General features: G+C 46.1%; 19 protein-coding genes and 1 pseudogene. 9 read left to right on the top strand and 11 right to left on the bottom strand.

The window, feature by feature from the left end; translation table 11 throughout:
• Positions 1-80 precede the first annotated feature (80 nt).
• The 5 genes and pseudogenes from proS to TY03_RS12185 all read right to left on the bottom strand — a co-directional run bounded on the left by proS (position 81) and on the right by TY03_RS12185 (position 6,919).
• Complete coding sequence (gene proS, locus TY03_RS12205) at positions 81-1,562, bottom strand: proline--tRNA ligase (RefSeq protein ID WP_042370387.1); 1,482 nt, start codon at positions 1,560-1,562, stop codon at positions 81-83.
• 84 nt (positions 1,563-1,646) lie between these two features.
• Entirely contained in the window at positions 1,647-3,527 is a 1,881-nt protein-coding gene (locus TY03_RS12200) for a TonB-dependent receptor (RefSeq protein WP_042370383.1), read from the bottom strand.
• 109 nt (positions 3,528-3,636) lie between these two features.
• Positions 3,637-4,074: pseudogene (locus TY03_RS22890) on the bottom strand (glycoside hydrolase family 2); the annotation flags it as partial.
• Positions 4,075-4,173: 99 nt separating this feature from the next.
• Entirely contained in the window at positions 4,174-5,340 is a 1,167-nt protein-coding gene (gene purT, locus TY03_RS12190; RefSeq protein WP_042370380.1) for a formate-dependent phosphoribosylglycinamide formyltransferase, read from the bottom strand.
• 61 nt (positions 5,341-5,401) lie between these two features.
• Entirely contained in the window at positions 5,402-6,919 is a 1,518-nt protein-coding gene (locus TY03_RS12185; RefSeq protein ID WP_042370378.1) for a DUF4301 family protein, read from the bottom strand.
• A gap of 117 nt (positions 6,920-7,036) precedes the next feature.
• Between TY03_RS12185 and TY03_RS12180 the strand changes: the two genes are divergently transcribed.
• Positions 7,037-9,256, top strand: coding sequence for a RelA/SpoT family protein (locus tag TY03_RS12180; protein ID WP_042370377.1), 2,220 nt, complete (start codon positions 7,037-7,039; stop codon positions 9,254-9,256).
• A gap of 17 nt (positions 9,257-9,273) precedes the next feature.
• Positions 9,274-9,636, top strand: coding sequence for a diacylglycerol kinase family protein (locus tag TY03_RS12175; RefSeq protein WP_042370376.1), 363 nt, complete (start codon positions 9,274-9,276; stop codon positions 9,634-9,636).
• 118 nt (positions 9,637-9,754) lie between these two features.
• Here the strand turns inward: TY03_RS12175 and TY03_RS12170 are convergent, their stop codons facing one another.
• The 3 genes from TY03_RS12170 to TY03_RS12160 form a co-directional block, all read right to left on the bottom strand.
• The gene (locus TY03_RS12170; RefSeq protein ID WP_042370375.1) at positions 9,755-10,942 is read right to left on the bottom strand and encodes an MFS transporter; all 1,188 of its coding nucleotides are present in this window, start codon (positions 10,940-10,942) and stop codon (positions 9,755-9,757) included.
• Between the two features lie 13 nt (positions 10,943-10,955).
• The gene (panB, locus tag TY03_RS12165) at positions 10,956-11,777 is read right to left on the bottom strand and encodes a 3-methyl-2-oxobutanoate hydroxymethyltransferase (RefSeq protein WP_042370374.1); all 822 of its coding nucleotides are present in this window, start codon (positions 11,775-11,777) and stop codon (positions 10,956-10,958) included.
• Between the two features lie 84 nt (positions 11,778-11,861).
• Positions 11,862-12,521, bottom strand: coding sequence for an HAD family hydrolase (locus TY03_RS12160; protein ID WP_042370373.1), 660 nt, complete (start codon positions 12,519-12,521; stop codon positions 11,862-11,864).
• 101 nt (positions 12,522-12,622) lie between these two features.
• Here TY03_RS12160 and TY03_RS12155 point away from each other — a divergent pair, with 101 nt between their 5' ends.
• The 3 genes from TY03_RS12155 to TY03_RS12145 all read left to right on the top strand — a co-directional run bounded on the left by TY03_RS12155 (position 12,623) and on the right by TY03_RS12145 (position 16,368).
• Complete coding sequence (locus tag TY03_RS12155; protein ID WP_042370371.1) at positions 12,623-13,972, top strand: MATE family efflux transporter; 1,350 nt, start codon at positions 12,623-12,625, stop codon at positions 13,970-13,972.
• A gap of 859 nt (positions 13,973-14,831) precedes the next feature.
• Positions 14,832-15,122, top strand: a complete 291-nt coding sequence (locus TY03_RS12150) for an NVEALA domain-containing protein (protein ID WP_042370552.1) — start codon at positions 14,832-14,834, stop codon at positions 15,120-15,122.
• A 73-nt stretch (positions 15,123-15,195) separates the two neighbouring features.
• On the top strand, positions 15,196-16,368 hold the full coding sequence (locus TY03_RS12145) for a 6-bladed beta-propeller (RefSeq protein ID WP_081713098.1): 1,173 nt from the start codon (positions 15,196-15,198) through the stop codon (positions 16,366-16,368).
• A gap of 341 nt (positions 16,369-16,709) precedes the next feature.
• Here the strand turns inward: TY03_RS12145 and TY03_RS12140 are convergent, their stop codons facing one another.
• The 3 genes from TY03_RS12140 to TY03_RS12130 are packed head-to-tail and all read right to left on the bottom strand — an operon-like array spanning position 16,710 to position 22,091.
• Positions 16,710-19,019, bottom strand: coding sequence for an ABC transporter permease (locus TY03_RS12140; protein WP_042370367.1), 2,310 nt, complete (start codon positions 19,017-19,019; stop codon positions 16,710-16,712).
• 23 nt (positions 19,020-19,042) lie between these two features.
• Positions 19,043-19,717 (bottom strand): ABC transporter ATP-binding protein, encoded by a 675-nt coding sequence (locus tag TY03_RS12135; protein WP_042370366.1) that lies wholly within the window; start codon positions 19,715-19,717, stop codon positions 19,043-19,045.
• Positions 19,718-19,760: 43 nt separating this feature from the next.
• Positions 19,761-22,091: an ABC transporter permease gene (locus TY03_RS12130; protein ID WP_042370358.1), complete on the bottom strand. Its 2,331-nt coding sequence runs from the start codon at positions 22,089-22,091 to the stop codon at positions 19,761-19,763.
• A gap of 209 nt (positions 22,092-22,300) precedes the next feature.
• Here TY03_RS12130 and TY03_RS12125 point away from each other — a divergent pair, with 209 nt between their 5' ends.
• The 4 genes from TY03_RS12125 to TY03_RS12110 all read left to right on the top strand — a co-directional run bounded on the left by TY03_RS12125 (position 22,301) and on the right by TY03_RS12110 (position 26,556).
• Positions 22,301-23,107: a metallophosphoesterase family protein gene (locus tag TY03_RS12125; protein WP_042370356.1), complete on the top strand. Its 807-nt coding sequence runs from the start codon at positions 22,301-22,303 to the stop codon at positions 23,105-23,107.
• Between the two features lie 4 nt (positions 23,108-23,111).
• The gene (locus TY03_RS12120) at positions 23,112-23,783 is read left to right on the top strand and encodes a hypothetical protein (protein ID WP_230201974.1); all 672 of its coding nucleotides are present in this window, start codon (positions 23,112-23,114) and stop codon (positions 23,781-23,783) included.
• A 131-nt stretch (positions 23,784-23,914) separates the two neighbouring features.
• Positions 23,915-25,246, top strand: a complete 1,332-nt coding sequence (locus TY03_RS12115; RefSeq protein ID WP_042370355.1) for a sigma-54-dependent transcriptional regulator — start codon at positions 23,915-23,917, stop codon at positions 25,244-25,246.
• Positions 25,243-26,556, top strand: coding sequence for a sensor histidine kinase (locus TY03_RS12110; protein ID WP_042370354.1), 1,314 nt, complete (start codon positions 25,243-25,245; stop codon positions 26,554-26,556). The genes TY03_RS12115 and TY03_RS12110 overlap by 4 nt, the downstream gene beginning before the upstream one ends.
• The last annotated feature ends 5 nt before the right edge of the window (positions 26,557-26,561 follow it).

Raw genomic sequence — 26,561 nt, 5'->3', positions numbered from 1 at the left:
ATAAAGTAACCACCCTATACAGATACGGGCGATATGGAAAATTCCATATCGCCCGTATTCTATTTTTGTATTCGTTCCTGTTAGTAAGAGCGTGCAAATACCACGCGGCAAGCCGATGGCTTGCCCGTTACCATACATACGCCCGGTGTTTTATCGCCTTCCAGCGGGATGCAGCGGATCGTAGCTTTGGTTTCTTCCTTAATCTTTTCTTCCGTTTCGGGAGTACCGTCCCAGTGAGCCATGATAAAGCCACCTTCTTCGATCTTCTCTTTGAACTCTTCGTAAGTATCTACCGTAATGGTTTTCTCTTCGCGATGCTTCAATGCTTTTTGATAGATGTTTTCCTGAATCTCTTCCAACAGGTTTTTCACGTATGCTTCAATACCGTCGCAAGAGACCGTCTCTTTCTCTAAAGTATCGCGACGCATTACTTCCATCGTATTGCTTTCGAGGTCACGACCGCCCATCACCAAACGCACAGGCACACCTTTCAACTCGTAATCGGCAAATTTGAAACCGGGACGTTTGTTGTCCGAGTTATCGTATTTTACCGAAACGCCCAATGCTTTAAGGTTCGCAACGATACCGGCTATTTTGGCATCGATCAGATCGAGTTGTTCCTGATTCTTGTAAATAGGCACAATAACCACCTGTATAGGAGCCAAGTGTGGAGGAAGTACCAATCCGTTATCATCCGAGTGAGACATGATAAGCGCACCGATCAAACGAGTGGAAACACCCCATGAGGTAGCCCATACGTACTCCATCTTATTCTCTTTGTTGACAAACTGCACGTCGAATGCCTTGGCAAAATTTTGTCCCAAGAAGTGCGAAGTACCACTCTGCAAAGCTTTTCCGTCTTGCATCATGGCTTCGATGGTATAGGTATTGAGTGCGCCGGCAAAGCGTTCGTTTGCCGATTTAACTCCTTTCACAACAGGTACTGCCATGTATTTCTCGGCAAATTCGCCATATACATGTAGCATCTTCAATGCTTCTTCTTCGGCCTCTTCGCGGGTAGCATGTGCGGTATGGCCTTCTTGCCACAAGAACTCTGCCGTACGAAGGAACAAGCGTGTACGCATCTCCCAACGGAATACGTTAGCCCATTGGTTGCACAAGATAGGAAGGTCACGATACGATTGAACCCAGTTCTTATAAGTATTCCAAATGATGGTTTCGGAAGTAGGACGAATAATCAACTCCTCTTCCAGTTTGGCAGCAGGATCAACCACCACACCCGAACCGTCGGCAGCATTCTTCAGACGGTAGTGTGTTACGACCGCACATTCCTTAGCGAATCCCTCTACATGTTCAGCTTCACGGCTTAGGAATGATTTAGGAATCAGTAGCGGGAAGTAAGCATTCACGTGACCGGTTTCCTTAAACATATCGTCGAGTTGACGTTGCATTTTCTCCCAGATAGCATATCCGTAGGGTTTAATCACCATACATCCACGCACAGCCGATTGTTCAGCCAAATCGGCTTTTACCACCAATTCGTTGTACCATTGCGAGTAGTTCTCGCTACGTTTGGTAAGGTCTTTCAGTTCTTTTGCCATTATATTATTTTCTTTAAAAATCCGATGTTTGATAAAACAGGATGCAAAAGTACGAAAAATACAGAATTAAACATACTTACCGGGCTAAAACTTTACGTTTGCTCCGGCAAAGAAAGTAGCTCTGGGCATTGGGTAACCGATATTGATTTCATACTTCTGTGCCAACAGATTTTCACCACGAACAAATAAGTCGACGGCTTTGTCCAACCGATACGTGGCACGCAGGTTCCAGAGAGCAAAGTTTTCAGTGCTTTCTTTCCCCTCCTTAACTGAGGTGTAAAGTCCGGCAACGTATTGCATACCGGTCGAAAGCTTCCAGCGGCGATATACATAATCGGCACCGACATAGAGCTTATGTTCGGGCGATGCTACCACCTTATGCTTCATGTGCAACCAACTATAGTTGGCCGAAAGATTGAGTTGACTCGTTAACTGATAGCCCGCCGCCAACTCTATACCGTAATTCTCGACCGTACCTGTATTGACGTTTTTCATTTTTCCATCCACCGGGAGGGTCTGAATCATATTATCGCCCTCTATATAAAAGAGATTCAGATTGAGCAGCAAAGCATTGTCAAGCAGGTAGTGCGAAACCGAAACTTCGTAATTCATCAACCGTTCAGGTTGTAGATCGGGGTTTTGAGGAGGAAACATATACATTTCGCGGATGGTAGGATTCCGAAAGCCTTTACTCACAATCGCCTTCAAGGTAGTAGCACCCGAGGGCGTAAAAGTAATTCCTGCCTGTGGCACCCATTCCAGACCGAAATGATCGTTATAGTCGGCACGCATGCCCAGATTAAACGTAAGTGCATTGCCTACCGTCTGCTGAATGGTGAGGTATCCGGCTACATCGTCAAGAGATCGGTCGGCCAACTCTTTCTCGTTATCGAGAAACTGATTCCAGGCATGTCCGCCGAAGTGTTGGTAATCGAGCCCTACGGTCGTTTGGTTGCCGGCAAACAAGCGATAAGATTGATAGAGGGTAACACCCAGCATTTCGTCGAACGAACGGAATAGGTAGTCTTTGGGAGCTGTACCGGGTGTATATCCATCGTTAATGCGATGAATGCCCCAGTTATAGAATAATTTCAATGCACCGGAGCTACGTTCGTAATTGTTTTCGAGCGAAAAGGAAGTCATTCCTCGTGTGATATCGGCATCATTATCAATAATCGGGGCGGATACGGCTCCGGGATTGGACGATTCAAAATTGGTTAGATTGACATCGGCGAAGGCCTTCCAATGGGTAGTAAAGTCGTATCCCAATTTGCCATAGGTACTGTATTGATTGAAATCCATATTGGTACGGTGCCCATCGGTACGATTGTAATCGAGCGACACAAAGCTACTGAAGCGACCGGAACGAACACTGTTGTTCACCCCCACATTGGCCGTGTTGTAAGAACCATACATCAAACGAGCATGGGTATAAACGGCATCTTGCTGCTGCTTACGGGTGATGATGTTGACAACCCCACCCATCGCATTGGAGCCGTAAAGGATAGAGGCGGGGCCGCGTACTACCTCCACACGTTCGGTCATTCCCGACTGATAAGCATCGGCAAGAGGATGCCCCATCAGCCCCATGTATTGCGGATGTCCGTCGATCAGGATCAGCAAGCCTGTGGTGGGTCCACCTGCCTGATTATTACTGCCGATACCGCGAATACTCATTCCTCCTGCTGCTCCGGCAGCAACCCCGTAGCCCATTATACCGCGTCCGGTAACAAACATGCCCGGAATGGCTTCGGACAGCAAAGGGAGTAGCGAAGGTTCGTAACGTTGCTCGATTTTTTTTTTATTAATTGTAGAAACGCTCATCGGCAGATGACGCAGATTGACCTCGGAACGAGTACCGGTTACGACCACTTCGTCTAAGCGAATGGAGTCTTTGACAGAATAGTTACCGGCATGCAAAGAAGATGAACAGAAAACGATTAAGCTGGTAAGAAGTAGTTTCATACGGTTTGTTTTTCATGGATTACTGGAGGCAAAGATACAATTATTCAATAAAAAGCCGCACGGGGTTTATGGAAAAAACACTGCGCGGCTTTTTAACTATAATAAAACAGATACACTCCAGTTCCAATTCGGTGGCTATCGGTGCTTGCGTTCCTTCAAAAAACAGGCGAGCTTTGGTGCAAATTTTTCCGGCACGGCGCGTAGAGCAAACAAGTATCGAAGCCGACTCCAACTCTACCGAGCGAAGGCTCGCGCCAATCGTAGCATCGCCAATGAGCCCGCCTTCTCCTTCGATGCTAAACAGGGTGTTCTCCCTGGCTAACTATCGTACATTGCCGTTATCATCGGTCACCTCGACCACTACCACAATTAAATCTGATCTTTCGGCTACTAACTCCTTGCCAAGTCTGTCGACCGAAAGGTGCAACTTTGTAGAACGGTGGCTGGCCATATCTCCTTTGGTATGTACAAGCGGAAGTATCGAGCTTTTCGTACTGTCATAAATAGTGAGACGCACCGAATCGCAATTGCTGAACACCCCTACATCGGTATACGAAGAGACTCTTGTTTGAATGCATCCCGGCATATCAAACAAGAGTCTCTCTTTTTGTTAGCAAACAGATGCTACTACGAGGCAAGCTGAGCTTTAGTAAACCGTTACCTTCTCTGCAATACGTTTCGCCTTATCGCGCAGCACATCCAAGTCGGATCCGTTGGGTGCATAGCAAAGCACTACCCCCATGCGGCGATTGACGCGCGTAAAAGGTTTGCCAAACAAGCGCAGGTAGGTGTCTTCTTCTTTTGTCACCTCTTCCATGCCTTTGTATTGCGGAGTTTCTTGACTTGAAATGGTCGAGAGTATCACCGCACTGGCACCTATTCGTTCTTGCTTGATATGCGGTATGGGCCAGCCGAGCACGGCACGCAGGTGCAGTTCGAACTCGTTGAGGTTTTGTGTTCCGGCAAGGGTTACCATACCGGTATCGTGCGGACGGGGCGAAAGCTCGGAAAAGTACACTCCGTTTTCGTGGCTTAGGAAGAATTCAACACCCCACAATCCGGCTCCCGACAGTGCACGGGTCACCTTCTCTGCCATCTCCTCGGCCTCTCTAAGATGGGCAGGATCGATGGGTGCAGGTTGAAAGCTCTCACGATAGTCGCCTCCCTTCTGTACGTGTCCGATGGGTGGACAGAAAAGCGTTGGTCCGTTCTGCTGTGTCACGGTGAGCAGAGTGATTTCGCTATCGAACTGTATGAACTCTTCGATAATCAACTCGCGGATATCACCACGGCTACCACTGCATCCGTACTCCCAAGCGTGTTCCAGTTCGTCGGCACTCTTGACGAGCGACTGCCCTTTGCCCGACGACGACATGAGGGGCTTCACCACACAGGGGAAGCCGATCTTATCGGCCGCTGCACGCAACTCTTCGAGTGAGGTGGCGTAGAAGTAACGGGCGGTTTTCAGCCCAAGTTCCTGAGCAGCGAGATCGCGAATGGCCTTGCGGTTCATCGTATAATTTACGGCACGCGCACTGGGCACTACCTGAATGCCCTCTTTCTCGAAGTCGTAAAGACGTTCGGTGCGTATGGCTTCGATCTCGGGCACAATAATATCGGGTTGGTGTTTCTTTACGGCACAGTCGAGCGCATCGCCATCAAGCATATCGAACACCTCGAAAGCATCGGCAACCTGCATGGCAGGTGCCCCCGGGTACGAGTCGCAGGCAATGACATACTGCCCTTTACGTTGGGCGGAGATGACAAACTCTTTTCCTAATTCTCCGGAACCGAGTAACAGAATTTTCTTCATTTGGGATATCTTAGTTATATAGTTAAAACTGCTTTTCATCACAGTGTGTGCAGTTGGCTGGTTATTGGTGCTGATCGCGCAAGAGGTCGTTGACCGTTTTCACCGGATTGAACGTATCAAGGGGCACTTCGACAAAGACAGTGCTCCAATCGCTCATGGCACCGTTCCACAAACCGGGAAGCTCGAGTGCTTTGAGCTCTTTGCCGTTCTTCGATTTATAAGAGATGAAGCCGGTAGAGGGATCGACATAGCGAGTGAGGTCGAACTTATGGCCTTTGTAATTGCGCACAGCACAAACCAGATCGACGGGATTAAAATGTGTGCCTTTCTCAAACATCTGCTTACTTACAGAATCATTCATGTCGATCTGCGAGCTTTCGAGTATCTGCAACGAGATAGTACCGTCGCTGTTGTAAGCCAGAAATGGTCCGCCACCAGGCTCACCTACGTTCTTGACCATACCGCATACACGCATGGGGCGATTAAGTTTCTGGCGCAAGTAGAGTACCAGTTCGGCATCTTCGAGGTGCTTGGTGTCGGGATTCTTACAGAAAAGTTTCTTCTGCACGAATTGCAGGATATCGAGTATCTCCTCCTGCGTATAATCACCGCTATCGAGACGTTCGAGATACTGGAACGCTTGCTGCTGCAAGCTCACCAATACACCGGCAATGAGTTTCTTGTAAAGAACCGTATCGCCTTTGAGTTTATCGGGCACTACGTTATCGATGTTTTTGATAAAGATGATGTCGGCATCGAGATCGTTGAGGTTTTCGATCAACGCACCGTGTCCGCCGGGACGAAAGACAAGCTTACCGTTATCGCGGAAAGGCTCGTTGCGCATATCGGCTGCAATGGTATCGGTACTAGGCTTCTGCTCGGAGAAGCTGATATTGTACGAAACGCCATATCGTTTGGCAAAAGAAGCCGCCTTCTCCCGAACCAATGTCTCGAAGAGCTCGCGATGCTCTGCCGATACAGTAAAGTGTACGTTGACCCTGCCGCTCTTGCCACTGGCATAAAGCGCACCCTCAACCAGATGCTCTTCAAGTGGTGTACGTACACCCTCTTTATACGTATGAAACTTGAGCAGACCTTTGGGCAATGCCCCATAATTAAGTCCTCCCACCTCGAGCAATGCGGCAACCACAGCTTTGTATTGTCCCTCGGCAAGCAGTGTGACAATGTTCTTGCCAGCCATGCGCAAACAGGCTGCATCTAAATCATCGTAGAAAGCAAACTTACGGATGTTATCGAAAAAGAGTTGTTCGAACTTCGTAGCAGGTGCTTCATAGCCGGCTCCGAGAAACTCGAACAGATCCTTGAACATACGGCTGGCAGCTCCCGAAGCAGGTACGAACTTTACGATCGTCTTATCTGTTCGTGTATAAGCATCCCAAGCCGAAAGATAGGTGCGCTGCTCATCGGGTCCGGGTACCAAAATGCCCTTGCCCACAGCAGCTGCAGCATCGAGCTTCAAGTAAGGAAAGCCTTTTTGAAAGCAGGCCAGTTGGTCCGCTATCTGAGCTTCTGAAATGTTTTTCTTCGCAAGCAACTCTTTGTCTTGTGTTGTCATCATACTAGCTATATTTATTGAATTAATGCCCAAAATTACAAAATGTTATTTATTTTAGTTTCATAAATAAACAAAAAAAGCTACTTTTACGTCGAAATAATATACCAATACGCCCATAACATGAAGGATATTTTATTTTTCACAACACCAGAGAAGGCAGAGTTGCTAAACTTATATAAGCAGCTTATCCGCTCGGCCGGAGAAAGCATCCCTAAAAAGGATATCCGGAAACTTAGACAATACCTCCTACAGGCAGTTGAAAGCGACAGCCTGCCCCGCGATAATTTCGGAATAAACCCCATCATCAAAAACCTGCAAACCTCCCTGATCGTATCCGAAGAGATTGGTATGAAGGGGTCGTGCCTGACGGGGATCATGCTCCACGAAATCACCAAAAACAAACGGTTGACACTAGAACAGGTGAAAGCCGAATTTGGTGATGACGTAGCGAGCATCATCAAAGGGTTAGTCAAAACCAACGAGTTGTATGCCAAAAGCCCCGCCATTGAGTCGGAGAACTTCCGCAACTTACTACTCTCCTTTGCCGAAGATATGCGGGTGATACTCATCATGATTGCCGACCGGGTAAATCTGATGAGACAAATCAAAGACACCGAAAACGAAGATGACCGCCTACGGGTGGCCAACGAAGCTGCGTATCTATACGCACCCCTCGCCCACAAGCTAGGTCTATATAAGCTAAAGTCGGAGCTCGAAGACTTATCGCTGAAGTACACCCGTCGCGATACGTATTACTTCATTAAAGACAAACTAAACGAAACAAAGGCCTCGCGCGATAAATACATCGCTGCCTTCATCGACCCGATTAAGAAGAAAATAGAGGCCGACGGACTGAAATTCGATATAAAGGGACGCACCAAGTCTATCCACTCAATCTGGAACAAGATACAAAAGCAGAAAACATCTTTCGAAGGTATATACGACCTCTTTGCCATCCGCATCATCATCGATGCCGACGAAGATAAGGAGAAACACGAATGCTGGCAGGTGTACTCCATCGTAACCGATATGTATCAGCCTAACCCCAAACGATTGCGCGACTGGCTGTCGATTCCGAAAAGCAACGGATACGAATCCCTGCACATCACCGTAATGGGTCCCGAAGGGAAATGGGTGGAAGTACAGATACGCACACGGCGCATGGACGAGATAGCCGAACGAGGACTGGCAGCTCACTGGCGTTACAAAGGCATACGCGGCGAAACCGGACTGGACGAGTGGCTCACTTCGGTACGCGAAGCACTTGAAAACCCGGAAAACGATTCAATGAAGGTGATGGATCAGTTCAAGATGGACTTGTATGCCGACGAGGTATTCGTATTCACCCCCAAGGGCGATTTGTTTAAGCTCGCCAAAGGGGCAACGGTGCTCGATTTTGCCTTTCACATTCATAGCAAACTGGGATGCAAATGCATCGGTGCCAAGGTAAACGGAAAAAACGCACAGTTGAAGCATGTACTCAACAGTGGCGATCAGGTGGAGATTACCACCTCAAACACGCAGAGCCCTAAACAGGACTGGCTCAACATCGTAACCACCTCAAAGGCGCGTACCAAAATACGTCAGGCACTCAAGGAGATGGCATCGAGCCATCACGATTTTGCCAAGGAGACGCTCGAACGCAAGTTCAAGAACCGTAAGATAGAATACGATGAAGCGGTGATGATGCGCCTCATTAAGCGGCAAGGATTTAAAACGGTAACCGATTTCTATCAAGCCATTGCCACAGGTACACTCGATGTAAATGATGTACTCGACAAATATCTGGAACAACAGAAGCGAGACAACAACGATACACATGATGAAATAGTGTATCGTAGCGCCGAAGGTTACAACTTGCAAAACCTGGTCGATGAAACCTCGGCAGCTAAGGAAGATGTGCTCGTGATCGACCAAGACCTGAAAGGGTTGGACTTTAAGCTGGCACGTTGTTGCAGCCCCATCTATGGCGATGAAGTGTTTGGATTCGTCACCGTATCAGGCGGTATCAAGGTACACCGCAGCGATTGTCCCAATGCTAGCCAGATGCGCGAGCGATTTGGCTACCGCATAGTTAAGGCACGCTGGGCAGGAAAGTCCGAAGGTACGCAATACCCCATTACCCTACGTGTGGTGGGTCATGACGATATCGGTATCATCACCAACATCACCTCGATCATCTCGAAAGAGAACGGCATTGCCCTCCGCTCTATCGGTATCGACTCGAACGATGGTCTCTTCTCCGGAACACTCACCATCATGGTAGGCGATACGGGAAGACTCGAAGCACTCATCAAAAAGTTGCGAACCGTGAAGGGAGTGAAACAGGTAACCCGATAAAGGAAGGAAAAGAAGAAATGGAAAAGTTTAGCATCGGCAAACGGCTGAAAAGCTTCGGTTATGCAGCCAAAGGCATCGGCAACGTGCTGTGCCGTGAGCACAATACCTGGATACATCTCATCATCACTTTGCTTGTGGTGGCGGCAGGCTTTTTCTTTGATATCCAACGGGGCGAATGGATTGCTCTTGTGCTGTGCATCGGTTTGGTGTTGGCTGCCGAGACATTCAATACAGCTATCGAACGGTTGGTTGATCTGGTTTCACCCAACCGGCATCCGCTGGCAGGCGAAGTGAAAGATATTGCTGCCGGTGCAGTCTTGATTTGTGCCATTGCCGCCGCCGTTGTGGGGCTGATTGTCTTTATCCCCTACCTGTTTTAAAAGAGAAGCAAGCTCATCAAGAGCGAGAGCGAGTATCTAAAAAAATGAAGCAGCACTCATCCACCTACATAAAGTAAGGGTTGAGTGCTGCTTTATTATATTATTTAGGATAAGCCTATTAGCAATCTCTCTTCTTTACTTTCTTACGATTATAATACGGGTAAGTGACCAATATAAAAAGCAGCAAAGCAGCAATGATAGAGATGGTTCCTATCTCGTAGAATTTTTCGGGACGAACACTTACATCCATCCAACAGGCGGTAGCGATACCGGCTGCGATACCCATCTCCCAAGCCAGTAAATGAGTCGTGTTGGCAGTACCACGCTGGCAGTGCTGAGACAGCTTCACAAACATGGTTAGGAATTGTGGCGCAATCAGCCCCAAGCTAAGTCCGAAAAGAATGGCAGCCAGCAACAGTTCGGTAAACTGCGGAAAGATAATCTGCGACATGCATGCCATGGCAACAATCATCAGTATCAGCCCCACCACAATTTGTATCCACATCTTCAGCGGACCGCGAAAAAGGAGACGCACCAACAACACTGTGAGCAGAAAACCGATCGCTGCCACACCAAAGAAAGGAACAGAGACTGTACCAATCGATACATTGACAGGCGAATAGAGCAGCATCGGCAATAACATACCGGGCACGCAGGCAATCAGTACCAGATTCAGAGCCGGCAATAATGCCCGCGACAGCAGGAAACGGTCGAAAGAGCAAATCCGTGTAACGATGGGAGCACGAAACGGTACATACACCCCTGATAAAGCCAGCACGCCCAGCGCACCGATACCTACCGAGATATAAAGCAACGACTCGAACCCGTGCGTTCCGAACAGAAACACTCCCAAGGCAATGCCCAGTATCATACCCAGACGGGAAGCTCCCGAAAAAACAATGTTGCCCGCATTACGCACCGATGAGTTGGTTACGTCGATAGCCAACGTAATACCCGCAGTGGTAGCCAGTCCGAACGAAGCTCCCTGCAAGAAGCAGAGCACCAACAGCTCGGTCAGGTTACGAACAAACGAATAGCCTGCCACAGCAGCCATCATGGCAGCGAACGCCCACATGCAGATGTCTTTGCGCTTACAGGCATCAATCAGGTAGTTATAGAACGGCCCGATGAGCAGCATACCCAGCGTAAAAAACAAGTAGAGAAGACCTGTATGGGCAATGGGAACGTTCAACCGATCGGCCATTACTACAGGAAGCACAGGATATAACATATAGAGGGATACAAACAGCAATAAGTTAGCGATTGATACCCGCACGAAATGCGATGTCCACAATAGATTTGCCATACAACAAAAATAATTAGTACTGCTCTTTCTCGTTAGGGAAGTCGCAATTCTTCACGTCCGATACATAGCGACTGATGGCATCGGTCATCACCGTAAACAGGTCGGCATAACGACGCAGGAAACGAGGGCGGAAACCATTATTCATGCCCAGCATATCCTGAATAACCAATACCTGTCCGTCTACATCGCCACCGGCACCGATACCAATCACGGGGATGGTCAGTTCACTGGCTACACGGGCAGCTAGTTCGGCGGGAATTTTCTCTAGTACCAGTGCAAAGCAGCCGGCATCTTCGAGCAAATGCGCATCTTTAATAAGCTTTTCGGCTTCTTCTTCACTCTTAGCACGAACGGTGTACGTTCCATATTTATTGATCGACTGCGGCATCAAGCCCAAGTGTCCCATAATCGGGATACCGGCACAAAGAATACGCTTTACCGTTTCGATAATTTCTTCGCCACCTTCGAGTTTGATACAGTCTGCGTGTGTCTCTTTCATAATACGGATGGCAGAAGCCAATCCTTCCTTTGAATTTCCTTGGTACGAACCGAATGGCATATCTACTACCACCAGTGCGCGCTTCACAGCCTTCATTACCGACTTACCATGATAAATCATTTGGTCGAGGGTGATGGGAAGTGTCGTTACGTTGCCCGCCATCACGTTAGATGCAGAGTCGCCTACGAGGATTACATCGATACCGGCGCCGTCTACAATCTGAGCCATCGTATAATCGTACGATGTCAGCATGGATATTTTTTCGCCTCTCTCTTTCATTTCGATCAGGCGATGCGTCGTCACTTTTCTTGTGTCATCTGATATATAACCAGCCATGTTTTTTAAAATTAAATATTAAAATTAGATATTAAAACGCGGCAAAGGTAAGTGATTAATCTGTAATGGGCAATAATATGCAGATTAATTACGTAGGAGGCTCCAAGCAAGGAGTTGGACATGAGTCATACGGGAGAAATCATCGATTAGGTAATGTGCCTTTCCGTCAAGAACTTCGCGCGTATGAGTAGTAGCCAAGCCAACTACAATAGCACCCGAATCGCGCCCGGCTTGCAGGCCGTGAAAAGAGTCCTCGAACACGAAAGTTTGCTCGGGAGTGGCATTAAAAAGCTCCATTCCGAGCAAAAAACAGTCGGGTGCAGGCTTCGAACGGGTAAACATTCCTGCCGTAAGAATACGGTCAAACTGTTGGGCAAAACCGGGGTGCGCACGGTACACCTGCTCCATCTTGGCCTCATCCGAACTCGTAACAACAGCGATGCTCACCCCATGGGCACGCAAGTCAGCAATAAACGCCTGCACACCGGGGATATATTCATAAGACATTTCGTTCTCAAAGCGCTGAAGGCTGCGACTAATTTCGGCCTGTATATCGGGCTTTCCGGCAAAATCTCTGGCATAAATTTGAGCCAGAGTCTGTCCTTTGATACGATGACCATAACCGGCAACACCGAGGTGACGGATGCCCTGCTCGTCCCAGAAACGGGTATATTGGGTTTCTGTGTCAAGAATCACTCCATCGAGGTCGAACAATACGGTAAGAGCGTGTGTGTTTGTTTCCATTGTTTTGAGTTTTTAGAAGCCTCAAAGTTGGGAATAATCGCCGAATACAGCAAATAATTTGTAACTTTGCGTCACTTAACTAATCGACCGACTTCGTAATTATGGCTAAAAACAACGACCCACATACTTTAGGCACCGAAAAAATAGGCAGCCTTTTGCTGCAATATTCCATCCCCGCCATTATCGGGATGACCATTACCTCTCTTTATAATATTATCGACAGCATCTTTATTGGTCACGGTGTAGGGCCAATGGCTATTTCGGGACTCGCCATCAGCTTTCCGCTCATGAACCTCGTTGTTGCTTTTTGTATGCTCGTATCGGCAGGCGGATCGGCCATCGCCTCCATCCGTCTGGGGCAAAAGGATATTGACGGAGCTACTGCCGTACTTTGCCATACCGTAATGCTCTGTGTCATCAACTCGGCGGTATTCGGCTTGCTCTCGTTCTTCTTTCTCGACTCTATATTAATCTTCTTCGGTGCCAGTGACACTACCCTGCCCTATGCACGGGACTTTATGCAGGTGATTTTACTAGGCACTCCGTTTACTTATATCATGATCGCGCTGAACAACGTCATGCGCTCTACCGGATATCCAAAACAAGCGATGCTGACCTCTATCGTTACAGTACTTATCAACGTAATCCTTGCTCCGATCTTCATCTTCGGGTTCGACTGGGGTATCCGTGGTGCGGCATTAGCTACCGTTTTGGCACAGTTCGTAGGCATGATCTGGGTGTTACAGCACTTCACAAAGAAAGAGAGTTTCGTACACTTCCGCCGGGGGTATTGGAAACTGAGCCGGCGCATCACAGGCAGCATTTTCGCTATTGGTATGGCACCTTTCTTGATGAACGCATGCAGTTGCATCGTGGTCATTCTGATTAACAACAGCCTGCAAGCACACGGAGGCGATATGGCAATCGGTGCTTACGGCATCATCAACCGGTTGCTGACGCTTTATGTAATGATTGTATTGGGGCTTACATTGGGTATGCAACCCATCGTGGGCTATAATTATGGTGCACAAAAAATGGAGCGTGTGAAACGTACATTGAAGCTGAGCATCATCAGTGCCATCGTCATTACCAGCAGCGGATTTTTGATTTGCGAGATTTTTCCACACGCAATATCGGCTATCTTTACCGACAGCAACGAACTGATCGGCATTGCCGCTTCGGGTATACGTATCTGCATCCTTATGTTCCCGTTTGTCGGGGCACAGATTGTGATATCGAACTTCTTCCAAAGCATTGGCAAGGCAAAAGTAAGTATCTTCTTATCACTCTCGCGACAGATGGTATACCTACTACCCTGCGTCCTGCTACTGCCTCAACACTTCGGATTGAATGGTGTTTGGATGAGTATGCCGGTATCGGACGGATTGGCTTTTGTTACGGCAGTGACAATGCTGACGATGTATTTTAAACGGTTAAAGAGGCAAGAGTAGTTATATCTTTTATTCTATTCCATAAGTATAAAGTCATCTCTGGAAGCAATCCGCAAAGCGCGAATCATAAGAATCATTCACATTATCCCCCACCATAAAGTAATAATCATGTAGAAAATGATATTGCGTGACTAAGCTATCATTTATGAATACTCTATTTTTTCTTCGGTATAATTTTCTTCATGCAGGTATATCAATTTTATTCATACTTTAAAATCCTACTATTTTTACTCTTAGCAAAATAGAACCTAGCTTAACATACACAACTGAGCTGTTTTCATAGAACTCCGAAAATTTACTTATACAGCCATACAAGTTTGTATATATGTCGACAAAAATAACACTACAATCAGATAGCCTAACTTCTTTAAGAGGTATATTTTATGCAATAGATAGATTTCCTCCGTTTAGATTTCAGATATTACTAACTACAATAATACAGACAGCGAGTGTCTAAATCTTACAAAGATAATAAAAGGTTAATAATAAACAAAAAACTAATTCAAACAATGAAGTATCAAATAAAACCATTATATTATTAGCGAATTAAAAAATATCAATATACATCCATCTAGTAATGATAATGAAATAATCTATTTGGGTGGCACCTTAGAAAAAACCTCAGTCAACTCAGGAGAGAGTAAGTATAAATAAAAGAGGAGAGAACGATATCGGTTCTGATTAATGATATTGCTATCGACTATTTCCACAAACCATTAAACTAATAGGAGGGGAATACAATGCAAACTTAACAAAAACAAGTGAGAAATAGCAAATGCTACATTTGCTATTCTACGGAAATTTATCTTCCCGAAAGAAAGATAAAAAGCACAATAACTTCATAAATACTATAAAGATTATGAAAAACAAGTTTTTTATTACATTGATAGCAATTGCAATCGCAATGATTGCTGGCTATAATGTATATCAGGTCAAAACCACAGTGACTATATCTAAACTTTCCATGGCTAATATCGAAGCATTGGCATACGAGTTACCAGAAGTTGAGATTACATGCGGACAATCGGAAGGACGTTGTTGGTTTACAGATAAAAAATTAGTAGGACCACTTTTACCTTGGTATGTATCTTATTGTAATCCATTCTCTGGAAGACAAAGCGACTACTGCGTACCCGGCTTACCAGTTTAACAAACAAATCAATGCCCGTAATATATTTATCAAATAATATATTACGGGCTAATTCATAAAGGAGGAACTGAATATGATATTTACACATAGAAAAATACTAATTTTATTATTTACGATTCTCATTATGAGCTGCCAAAGTAAGAAAATAGACAACGATGCATTTAACATAATCAAAATCGACATCGATAATATTAGTAAAGAATCAATAAATGATTGGTTTGATTCGATTGAACTTATTCCATTGGCATCAACAAATAATTCATTTATTAAAGAGGTTTGTAAAATAACAAAATTCAACAATAATTACTACATCCTTGACAATTGGCTACATACCGTTTTTATATTTGATTCGATAGGCGATTATATAAATAGCACCCAACACTTGAAAGGGGCAGGTCCAAATGAATATGTAAGTCTCATCGATTTTGATATTGATAAATCAAATGGAAATTTACATATATTGGATCCTGTTTCTCATAAAATAAGAATCTATGACAGAAACCTATCTCCCATAGTTAGCTCCAATATCAACAGCAAGATGCTTCCTCTACAATATTTCAAGCACATAAAAGACAGTCTTTATATCTTTTATTGTCCCGCAAGAGAAACAGGAGAACCTGCTATTAAGTTTTATACAACAAAAGGTGAGAAAATATTAAAAAAGGAAATGCCTACAGTGATTAAAGAAGCCGCTTATCTTCCAAATACGCAATACTCACCCTTTTATGAATTCAATGACAATCTCATCTTTACGCAAAAATACCCCAATAATGAAGCTTTTAAAATAGACACTAAAAAATTACTTGTAAAAAAATATTTAAGATATGATTTTAATGAGCACACGTTTAATCTAGAGAGCCTTAAAGAGCTAAAAAGTAAAAACCTAGATGATTACACAAACTATATTGAAAGTAACAATAAGGACAAGTGCTTTGTGTTTACTAAAAACGAAAACAATTTACATCAGTTTATTTCAGTATATTATAAACATTGCATGTATATAATAAAGTATAACAAAGAGACAAAAGAGAATAAAGTTATCATTAATGATTATTCCCAAAACGGTTCATTGGGAAGAGCCATTTTTTTAGATGATGATTATTACTATTGCGCCGCCAACCCTGAATACATAGAAATATTAACAAATAATGAATTATTAACAAAAGAGGCACAGACAGTACTATCACAAAGAAAAGAAGATAACAATCCCATAATCATTAAATACAAATTAAAAAAACAAATATGACGCAATACATATTTACGAGTTTAATTGTAGAATAGAGCATTCAATTGACTTTTTTAATCCTAACATAAATATGAATAACAAAATGTATAATTGTAGTATGCACGATAATCTGCTTATTGCTTTATTCCTGTAGTACTGATAAACCTTCAACAAAAACAAAAAAATGTATTTGTCTTGAAACATGTGCTATCAGATTAATCTGATGCAAAGCTACGAATTTAAGTCCGTTCGCTCGAGAAACCTCTGTAACTAATTAAATTTCAAATATTTCAAAGAACTATTTTAGATTTTAATGGGACAGCAATGAATTACAATATATTGTAATACGAAATAGCGGATAGTTACTCCGATTGAATACTGTTAACGGGGTTTTCATTAGCTACCGACCAGGTTCTGACGGTGACCATCGACCAGATAAACAATAGTATTGCCACAGCGATTCCCATAAACAAGAGCAGTCCGGGGGCAACCGACTCACTAAACTGCTCCAGCCATTTACCACCAATATACCAAGCGGAAACGATACCCAAGAGCACACCGGGAAGTGCCGTCCAACCAATCTCTTTCGAGAGCAACCACAAGATAGAGGAAGCCTCGGCACCGTTTACCTTACGGATAGCAATCTCCTTACTGCGGCGGCGTACTTCATCGTTGGTATAGCCCCAAAGCCCCATCAACGCAATGAGCAAAATAGAGAAGGAGGCGATACTGACCAAGTTGCGAAAACGGCGCACACTGTCGTACTGTGTTTTGATTTTCTTATTTAGCGAGGCAAATACAGCATCTCTATCGGGAAACAGCAGAGCTACTTCCTTATTCAAAGCCTGTAGATTTTCAGCGAACGGTTCTTTGAGACGCACGCTGTACGAACCTCCTCCCGAATAACTACCCACCCAGATAATAGGTGCTTTCGGCACGTAGGCATTGAGGTTGGAGTAATCGGCTATCACCCCGACTATGGTACGGGGATTATCCCACTTTATATCGATCTGACGCCCCTGCACATTCCCTGTCCAGTGGGCACGCCGCAGAAACTCTTCGTTGACAATGACCTGATCGGGGCCGTCGATAAACTTCCCTTGTTTAAGATGTACTCCCATCATGGGCAGAAAGCTGTAATCACAGAAAGAGGTACGGGCATCATCGAGCAGACGGGTACCATCTACGTTGTACACAACAAAACCGCTGTATCCATTGCACATCTCGTTCCACGAACAGGCTACCTTTTCGACCATGGGCAGATTGTTTAAGTTACTCTTGATCAAGGCACGTTCATCGTCGGTAGAGCGAATATAACTGTAAGCCACCCGCTCGGGGGTGTATCCGAGATCATGATTCATCACCGTATAATATTGCATCAGAATCACAGCCAGTAATCCGAAGATAAACGCCATTCCGGCAAACTGCACAAAGAGCAAAGGGCGTTTCCATGACATCCGCTGATTGGTATAGCGGCGAAACACCTGGCTCACGGGGATGTGTGAGAATAACCGACCGGGCAGGAAACCGGCTATGAGAAACAATACAATCACCACTCCCAAAGGTATCCAAAGCGTATGTAATGTGAAAAGGCCGGCAAGTGATACATGTACCGAATCTTCGATAACCTCGCGAAACTGATAGAGCAGCAGGACGGCAAGCAGCAACGAAACAGCGGTCACTAAGAACGTTTCGCACAGGAAACACCCGAGTATCTCGCCTGCCGAAGCCCCATTGCATTTATGTACACCTACCCCTTTCGCACGTCGTGGCAAGGCGGAAACGGAGATCAGCACGTAGTTGAGCGCAGTAACCAACAGCAACACGAAAGCGAGCACCGACATAATAAGCACCATGCGATGCACTTCGGGCATGGAACTATGCACGGTGCTTACAGGCACAAAAGAGTACCGTTCTCTCTCTGTCTGCCACTTCTCGCCGGGCATATACTTTTTCAGCATTTCGGGGATGCGGGCTGTTACGTTGTCAACCCCAGTGGTAGAGTCGCGAAAGCGAACCAGCCCAAGGTAGCTGATGTCATACCCCCATCCTCCGCGTGAGGGTTCGAGCGTAGCAAAGGAGTACACTACATCATAGCGCAATTCCGAGTTCTCCGGGATATCTTCAAAAACACCACCTACAGTCATGGGAGTGGTTTTATCGGCTACTAATGTTTTATTCAACGGATCTGTATCACCGAATATCTGTCGTGCCAGTGTTTGCGAAAGAAAAATCACCTGCGGACGCAGCAACGATTCGGCATTGCCGCTCAACAATGCCACACCGGTAGTAGCAAACAGGTGTTCATCGGCATAGATCGAACGACAGTCGGCATAGCGTTGCTCTCCGTTGAACAATACCGAAGAGAGATCGGTACGTATCACCGTGGCAGACTCAATATAGTCGGGAAAACTTTCAAGCAACGCTCCGGGCATCTTGCCGTAGACATAAGGTTCGGACGGCCCCGACATCCCGTCTTTATCGGTATAGGAGCATTGCAGCATAAACAAATTCTCTGTTCCGGGATAGAAGCTGTCGTAGTTCAGTTCGAAAGCCACACGGGCAAAAAGCAACATACTTACCAATACCCCTACCGCCAACGAAACGATCTTGATGCTTTGCTCTCTCCAGCTTCGCAGAATGTATTGGTAAGCGTAATATAATTGTTTCATGGTGTATTATCTTACTGATTCGATTATACCGTTACGCTGGCTACCACGCTGCCATCAAACAGGTGTACGGTGCGATGGGCAAACGAAGCATCGTGGCCGGAGTGAGTCACCATCACAATGGTAGTTCCCTCTCTGTTGAGTTCGGTGAGTAAGTTCATCACCTCGGCACCATTCTTTGAGTCGAGGTTGCCGGTAGGCTCATCTGCCAGTATCAGCCCGGGGTTAGTGATAACTGCTCGTGCAATGGCTATACGTTGCTGTTGTCCACCCGAAAGCTGTTGCGGAAAATGCTTGGCACGGTGACTGATATTCATACGCTTCAGCATCTCATCGACCATGCGCCGACGTTCGGAGGCTTTGATACCGAGATAAGTCAAGGGGAGTTCTACATTTTCATATACATTGAGTTCATCGATCAGGTTGAAACTCTGAAACACAAACCCGATGTGTCCTTTACGCATTTGCGTTCGCTGTTTCTCTTTGAGGTTTCCGACCTCTTCGCCCATAATACGATAAGAGCCTTCGGTGGGGTTATCGAGCAAACCCAATATATTGAGTAACGTAGACTTGCCACAACCCGACGGGCCCATAATGGCTACAAACTCACCCTCTTTGATGTGGAGGTTTACGTGGTTCAACGCTACCGTCTCTATCTCGGAGGTGCGGAATACTTTGCTGATGTTATCTATTTGAATCATAATCGGTTAATTTATTAATCTGTTATCTTTGTTTATTTCTGTTTTATTCGCTTTTGAGGCTCTTCACGGGATTTTCGTTGGCTATGCGCCATGATTTCAGAACGACACAACCTACAATAATGGCGAGTATTCCGACAGCCGTCAGTATGTACATCGCCCAACTCACTGTAACTTTCTCGGCAAACAGTTCCATCCACATATCGTTCACGTACCAGGAAGCCAACGTACCTATTATTACGGCGGGCAGTGCCACATAAAGTACATCGACCGATAGCAGTCGCAAGATCATCGCCGATTCGGCACCGTTTACTTTGCGCACGGCAATCTCTTTCGAACGACGACGCACTTCATCGGCTGTATAGCCTATCAGCCCCATAAGCATAACGAAGAGCATCGTTATGGCAGCTACGAGCGTACCGTTTCGGAATACACGCACGGCGTTGTAGTTCTCTTTAATGTCTTGCTCCATCGAACTGAAATCGATCAGCTTATCGGAGAAAGTGGCAGCAACATCTTTATTCAACTGTCTAAGATTCTCCTCGAAAGGCTCTTTGAGTCGCAGATGGATACAACTGCCGAATCGCTGCTTATAGTACATGGCAAGCGGTTGCTGCTCCGTATAGAAACTACCGGTATGGAAGTCTTTGAGTACACCCACAACCGTACTACCCTCTCCACTACCATCCAGCCCTACTACCCGTCCCAGCACATTGCCATCCCAGTGCATCAGTCGAACAAAGGTTTCATTGACGGCTATCTCCGAGCGATCGCGAGGCATACGCCCTTGCTTGAAGGTGATTCCCATCATCGACGGGTAGCTATCCATCGCTCCCATAAAGCGGGTAGAAAAGAGACTCTTTCCCCCTTCATTCACTATTGCTCCCGAAAGACCGATCGTCGGATTATTGCTGGCAGCAGAGACTGCCTCTACGTAAGGTAGATTCTTGAAAAACGTCTGTGCATAATCACTTGCCTCGGCACTGTCGAATCCGATATCTGTCGTGACCATTCGTTCGGGTTGATAACCGGTGTCTTTGTGCAGCACATAATTGTATTGTGCCATCACGATACACATCAGTCCGGCAATAAATGCTACCCCCATGAACTGAACAAACAACAGCGGACGCTTCCACCCCTTCTTGCCTTCGCTATAACGGCGGAATACCTGTGACACAGGAATACGCGAGAAGATACGTCCCGGCACGATGCCACCAATCACAAACAGCAACAACACCGTACCTACCGGTACCCATAACCGCTCGGGCGAGAAAAGAGAGGAAAGACGTGCCACGAGCATATCTTCGACAAAGTCGCTAAAGTTGACCAATAACAACCCTGCCAGTAACAGTGCCAACAGAATGATAATACCTGTTTCGAGCAGAAACATATAAAAGACCGTTTGCCCGGAAGCACCACTACATTTATGCACCCCTACCGCTTTGGCTCGATAAGCCAGCGAAGAGATGGATATAAGCACGTAGTTGAGCGTTGCAATAAAAAGGATGGCAAACCCCAGAAGCGTCATGATCTTGGTCATACGCTGTACCGCATCAGAAGTACGGTATTCGTCGCGGATGGGCTTTACTACGGCAGTGTAGCCTAATTGTATCTGTTCCATTTCGGCAGGCAGGTATTTGGCTACCATGGCATCAAGGCGACGCATAACACTCTCCTTATCGGCTTCGGGGCGGAAGCGGATGTATTCGAAGTAACTATCTCCACCATTCCATGAATAGTTACTCCAATTGCGACTCCACATGGTAGGCATGGAGATAACCGCCTCGCAAATGCCATTGTTGCCAACCATCGTTGTATTCTCGGGCAGTGCGGCATAAGTGCCTTTTACAGTAAGAGGAAACTGTTTACCGAACATCAGGGTTTTCCCGATAGGATTATCCTCTCCGAATATTTTCCGGGCAAAGCGATCGGACAGGAAAACAACATCCTTCTGTATCAGTTCGCGCTGATCGCCCGTTAATACCTCGATACCCATTGTCCGGAAAAAGAGCGAATCGGCCATTACCTTGCCTTCGTCGAAACGAACGCTGCCATTAAATAACGGATCGCCCGCTGTATAACGACACACACTTGTGGCTGCTTCTACCTCCTTGGGAAAGTTCTCCAGAATAGCCCCTGCAACAGGTCCCATATTTTGACTGTAAGGCTCGCTACGCTCTCCTTTTTGCGTCCATACGGAATATACCTGATAAAGATTGTCGGTATCGCGAAAACAGGTATCAAAGCTTTGCTCAAATGCCACACGCGCAAAGAGCAAAATACTCATCGCGAGCCCCAACCCCAGCGAAATGATCTTAATCACATTAGATCCGCGTCCGCGAATCAATGTTCGAATCACATAATAAAGTTGTCTCATAGTTTGCGTATCTAATTAATCGTATGATCAACCGTTTGCAGAAACCGTGCCACAACTTATTACCATCTGTATATCAGCGATATGAACTTTTCGCCTATTGCTGCTTCTGTCTAATTATCATACAATGATTGTCTAATTATTAGACAAGACTTTGCCATATCAAATGAAAACCATAGCTTTGCAAAAAGTTTTCTAACACAGTATAACACATGAAAAAGAAGAATCTCTGCCTCCTTCTGCTGTTTGCGTTGCTTTGCGGAGGATGCGAGTTAATTGATTATCACCCTTACGACGTACGTATCAAGGGAGAAACCGACATCAACGCAAAAAACATAAGAAGGATAGAGGAGGCTTGCCGCAACAAAACAACCCTCCGGTTTGCCGTCATGGGTGATACACAGCGGTGGTACGATGAAACGGAAAGCTTCGTCAAGGCAGTTAACAAACGGGAGGATATAGACTTCGTGATTCATGGCGGCGATGTGTCAGACTTTGGGCTTACCGATGAGTTTCTGTGGCAACGCGATATCATGAACGGACTTCGGGCTCCGTATGTGGTTCTTATCGGCAATCACGATTGTTTGGGCACCGGCGAGGAGGTATACCGAAAGGTATTCGGTCCGGTCAACTTCTCGTTTATTGCCGGTAATGTGAAGTTCGTATGCCTAAATACAAATGCGCTCGAATATGACTATTCGGAGCCGGTACCCGACTTTACGTTTATTGAGAATCAACTAACCGAACGCAAAGAAGAGTACCGGAGAACCGTATTTTCGATGCATGCACAACCTTATTCGGATGTATTCAACAACAACGTAGCAAAGGTATTTCAGCACTACATCAAGCAATATCCCAACCTGCAATTCTGCTTGGCAGCACACGATCATAGTCTGGGCGTAACAGACTTGTTCGGTGATGGAGTGCTGTATTACCGAAGTGCCTCGATCAAGAAGCGAAACTATCTATTATTTACTATCAATCCAACAGATTACAGCTATGAGGTTGTTTACTATTAATAAAATGAAAGAACCATTACTCGGCATACTCTTCGGGATACTCCTCGCTACGGGAGGATGCCAACCTATATGGGCACAAGAAAACGGGCTGAACGAACAACCCGATACGACCAAGCCTTATGACAAACGAATACATCGTTATCGCTCTAATTGGGAGAAACTCATTCCGACCCATACCAAGATACAGTTTGCCGGCAATATGGGATTGCTCTCGTTTGGCACAGGATGGGATTACGGCAAGAAGAATCAATGGGAAACGGATGTGTTTATCGGAGTGCTTCCACGCTATTCGTCGAAGAAGCCTAAAATGACATTGACGTTGAAACAAAATTATCTGCCATGGAACCTTCCGTTGGGGCAGCGTTTCTCAGTCGAACCACTGGCTTGTGGTATTTACCTGAATACAGTCTTTGGCAATCAGTTCTGGGTCAAAGAGCCCGACCGTTATCCCGAAGGCTATTACGGGTTTTCCAGCAAGGTGCGCATCAACGCATTTATGGGGCAACGAATTACGTATGAAATAGATCCTCGACATCGTTACCGGGCCAAATCCATTACCCTTTTTTATGAACTAAGCTCAAGCGACCTCTACATCATCAGTGCATTTAACAATCGCTACCTGAAGCCACGTGATTATCTAAGCCTATCGTTCGGCATGAAACTGCAACTATTCTAAATCGCACCCTTCTCCTGACCGATAGACCGATTGTAATGGATAAATGTAAACAAGCGTCTGTCTAATAATTAGACAGACGCTTGCTCATATATGCTACATGTCTTACCTTTGTCTCCAAAGCCTATCATACGATGAAGAAAAACGGAACCATTATCGTGATCGACGATAATAAAGGGGTACTGACAGCCGTACAGCTACTCTTAAAGAATCACTTCGCACAAGTCGTGACGTTGTCGTCGCCCGTCAGTCTGCCTACATTGTTACAACGTGAGCATCCGGATGTAGTACTGCTCGATATGAACTTTACCGCAGGCATCAATACCGGAAACGAAGGACTCTTCTGGTTGCACGAAATCAAGAAGCTGCGCCCTACCCTCCCTGTGGTACTATTTACCGCCTATGCGGATATTGATCTTGCCGTGAAAGGAATCAAAGAGGGTGCAACGGATTTTGTCGTCAAACCGTGGGATAACCAACGCCTGCTCGACACGCTCCTTGAAGCCGCTTCTCGACGTACCAAGAAGCATGCCAAACAGGAAAATACTCCCACTTCGAGAATGTATTGGGGCGAAAGCAGTGCCATGCAACAGCTTCGTACGCTCATCGGTAAAGTAGCTAAAACAGATGCCAACATACTCATCACCGGCGAAAACGGTACGGGAAAAGAGATGTTGGCACGCGAGATACATGCCCTCTCTGCCCGTAGCCAACAGGAGATGATAACAGTAGATATGGGTTCTATCACCGAATCGTTATTCGAGAGCGAGCTGTTCGGGCACGTAAAGGGTTCGTTTACCGATGCCCATACCGACCGTATAGGCAAGTTCGAAGCGGCACAAGGCAGTACACTTTTTCTCGACGAAATAGGAAACCTGCCCTATCATCTGCAAGCCAAACTACTCACCGTACTGCAACGCCGCAGCGTGATTCGTGTGGGAAGCAACACACCGATTCCGGTAGACATACGACTGATTTGTGCTACCAACCGCAACCTCACCGATATGGCAAGCCGGGAGATGTTTCGCGAAGACCTGCTCTATCGTATCAATACCATCCACTTGGAGATTCCTCCGCTACGTAACCGATGCGAAGATATTGTTCCGTTGGCCGAACGGTTCATCGCACGTTTTTGCAGGCAGTACGACAAAGCCTGCCTCACACTGAGCCCCGCAGCTTGCCAACGACTTACCTCGCATCCTTGGTACGGAAATATACGCGAACTGGAGCACGCCATAGAAAAAGCTGTCATCATCAGTGACAATGCAGTAATTCCTGCCGAACTGTTTCAACTGCCCCGCCGCAGCGAAATGCCCGAAGCAGCAGCCTCTACACTCGAAGAGATGGAGATGAAGATGATTCAGCGAACGTTGGCACAATGTGAAGGCAACCTTTCGGCAGTAGCCGCGCAGCTGGGCATCACCCGGCAGACCTTATATAATAAGATGAAAAAGTTTGGATTATGAGAAACCGTTTCCGCTCACTGACCAACCGATATACCTTTCGGATGCTGCTTACGCTCTGTCTGGGAGTAGCAACCACCCTGCTGTTCGTAAACGGATCTTTCGTTTGGATGGGAATCAGTACTTGTGCACTATTATGGAGCATTTGGTGGCAACTGCAAGGCTATCGCAGCCATACACGCCGACTGCTGTTTTTAATAGATGCACTTGAAAACAACGATCAGACCCTTCACTTTTCCGAAGAACAGGGAACAAGCGAAAGCAAACAGATTAATCGCTCCCTGAATCGTGTGGGGCGTATTCTCTATCAGGTAAAGGCCGAAACTGCCCGTCGGGAAAAGTACTACGAGTTGATACTCGATTGCGTGAACAGCGGCTTGCTCGTGCTCAATGACAATGGGGCAGTTTATCAAAAAAACAGTGAAGCTATGCGACTGCTGGGGCTCAACATCTTTACCCATGTACGCCAATTGAACAAGGTCGATAAACTACTGATGGAGAAGATCGAACATTGCCGTCCGGGCGAGAAGCTACAAACCTCGTTCAGCAACGAGCGGGGTACTGTTAACCTTTTCATCCGCGTATCAGACATCACCGTACAGAACGAACACCTGCGCATTCTCTCGCTCAACGATATCAATACCGAACTCGATGAGAAGGAGATTGATTCATGGATTCGCCTCACCCGGGTGCTTACACACGAAATTATGAATGCCATCACCCCCATTACATCGCTTAGTGATACACTACTTTCACTTGCCATACCCGGCAACGAGGAGATTCGCAACGGCTTGCAAACCATCAGCACCACGGGCAAGGGCTTACTGGCTTTTGTAGAGTCTTACAGGCGATTCACCCGCATCCCATCGCCCGAACCGTCGCTTTTTTATCTCAAACCCTTTCTCGACCGTATGATAGAACTGGCACGCCACCAAAACAACTGTTCGCACATCACTTTTCGGGTGGAGATAGAACCTGCCGACTTGATTCTCTATGCCGACGAAAACCTCATCACGCAAGTATCTGTCAATCTGTTGAAGAACGCCATACAAGCCATAGGCACGCAGCCCGATGGAGTCATCACGCTACGTGCCTATGGTAATGCGGCCGAAGAAGTATTAATTGAGTTTCGAAATAACGGTAAGCCCATTCCACCCGATGTAGCTCCGCACATCTTCATTCCTTTCTTTACGACCAAAGAAGGGGGCAGTGGTATTGGCTTGAGCATCTCCCGGCAGATTATGCGACTATCGGGCGGCAGCATTGTGCTACTGCCCGATAAGGAGACGCGGTTCGTATTGACGTTTAACTAAACGTA

It is taken from the genome of Bacteroides neonati, assembly GCF_000499785.1.
GTDB classification, from domain to species: Bacteria; Bacteroidota; Bacteroidia; order Bacteroidales; family Bacteroidaceae; genus Bacteroides; species Bacteroides neonati.
Note: the sequence above shows the minus strand (reverse complement) of the source record. Positions and strands in the feature narration are given on the sequence as shown.

Coding starts and splice junctions, on each gene's coding strand:
- proS (WP_042370387.1), bottom strand. CDS start 1,562: ATGGCAAAAGAACTGAAAGACCTTACCAAACGTAGCGAGAACTACTCG.
- TY03_RS12200 (WP_042370383.1), bottom strand. CDS start 3,527: ATGAAACTACTTCTTACCAGCTTAATCGTTTTCTGTTCATCTTCTTTG.
- purT (WP_042370380.1), bottom strand. CDS start 5,340: ATGAAGAAAATTCTGTTACTCGGTTCCGGAGAATTAGGAAAAGAGTTT.
- TY03_RS12185 (WP_042370378.1), bottom strand. CDS start 6,919: ATGATGACAACACAAGACAAAGAGTTGCTTGCGAAGAAAAACATTTCA.
- TY03_RS12180 (WP_042370377.1), top strand. CDS start 7,037: ATGAAGGATATTTTATTTTTCACAACACCAGAGAAGGCAGAGTTGCTA.
- TY03_RS12175 (WP_042370376.1), top strand. CDS start 9,274: ATGGAAAAGTTTAGCATCGGCAAACGGCTGAAAAGCTTCGGTTATGCA.
- TY03_RS12170 (WP_042370375.1), bottom strand. CDS start 10,942: ATGGCAAATCTATTGTGGACATCGCATTTCGTGCGGGTATCAATCGCT.
- panB (WP_042370374.1), bottom strand. CDS start 11,777: ATGGCTGGTTATATATCAGATGACACAAGAAAAGTGACGACGCATCGC.
- TY03_RS12160 (WP_042370373.1), bottom strand. CDS start 12,521: ATGGAAACAAACACACACGCTCTTACCGTATTGTTCGACCTCGATGGA.
- TY03_RS12155 (WP_042370371.1), top strand. CDS start 12,623: ATGGCTAAAAACAACGACCCACATACTTTAGGCACCGAAAAAATAGGC.
- TY03_RS12150 (WP_042370552.1), top strand. CDS start 14,832: ATGAAAAACAAGTTTTTTATTACATTGATAGCAATTGCAATCGCAATG.
- TY03_RS12145 (WP_081713098.1), top strand. CDS start 15,196: ATGATATTTACACATAGAAAAATACTAATTTTATTATTTACGATTCTC.
- TY03_RS12140 (WP_042370367.1), bottom strand. CDS start 19,019: ATGAAACAATTATATTACGCTTACCAATACATTCTGCGAAGCTGGAGA.
- TY03_RS12135 (WP_042370366.1), bottom strand. CDS start 19,717: ATGATTCAAATAGATAACATCAGCAAAGTATTCCGCACCTCCGAGATA.
- TY03_RS12130 (WP_042370358.1), bottom strand. CDS start 22,091: ATGAGACAACTTTATTATGTGATTCGAACATTGATTCGCGGACGCGGA.
- TY03_RS12125 (WP_042370356.1), top strand. CDS start 22,301: ATGAAAAAGAAGAATCTCTGCCTCCTTCTGCTGTTTGCGTTGCTTTGC.
- TY03_RS12120 (WP_230201974.1), top strand. CDS start 23,112: ATGAAAGAACCATTACTCGGCATACTCTTCGGGATACTCCTCGCTACG.
- TY03_RS12115 (WP_042370355.1), top strand. CDS start 23,915: ATGAAGAAAAACGGAACCATTATCGTGATCGACGATAATAAAGGGGTA.
- TY03_RS12110 (WP_042370354.1), top strand. CDS start 25,243: ATGAGAAACCGTTTCCGCTCACTGACCAACCGATATACCTTTCGGATG.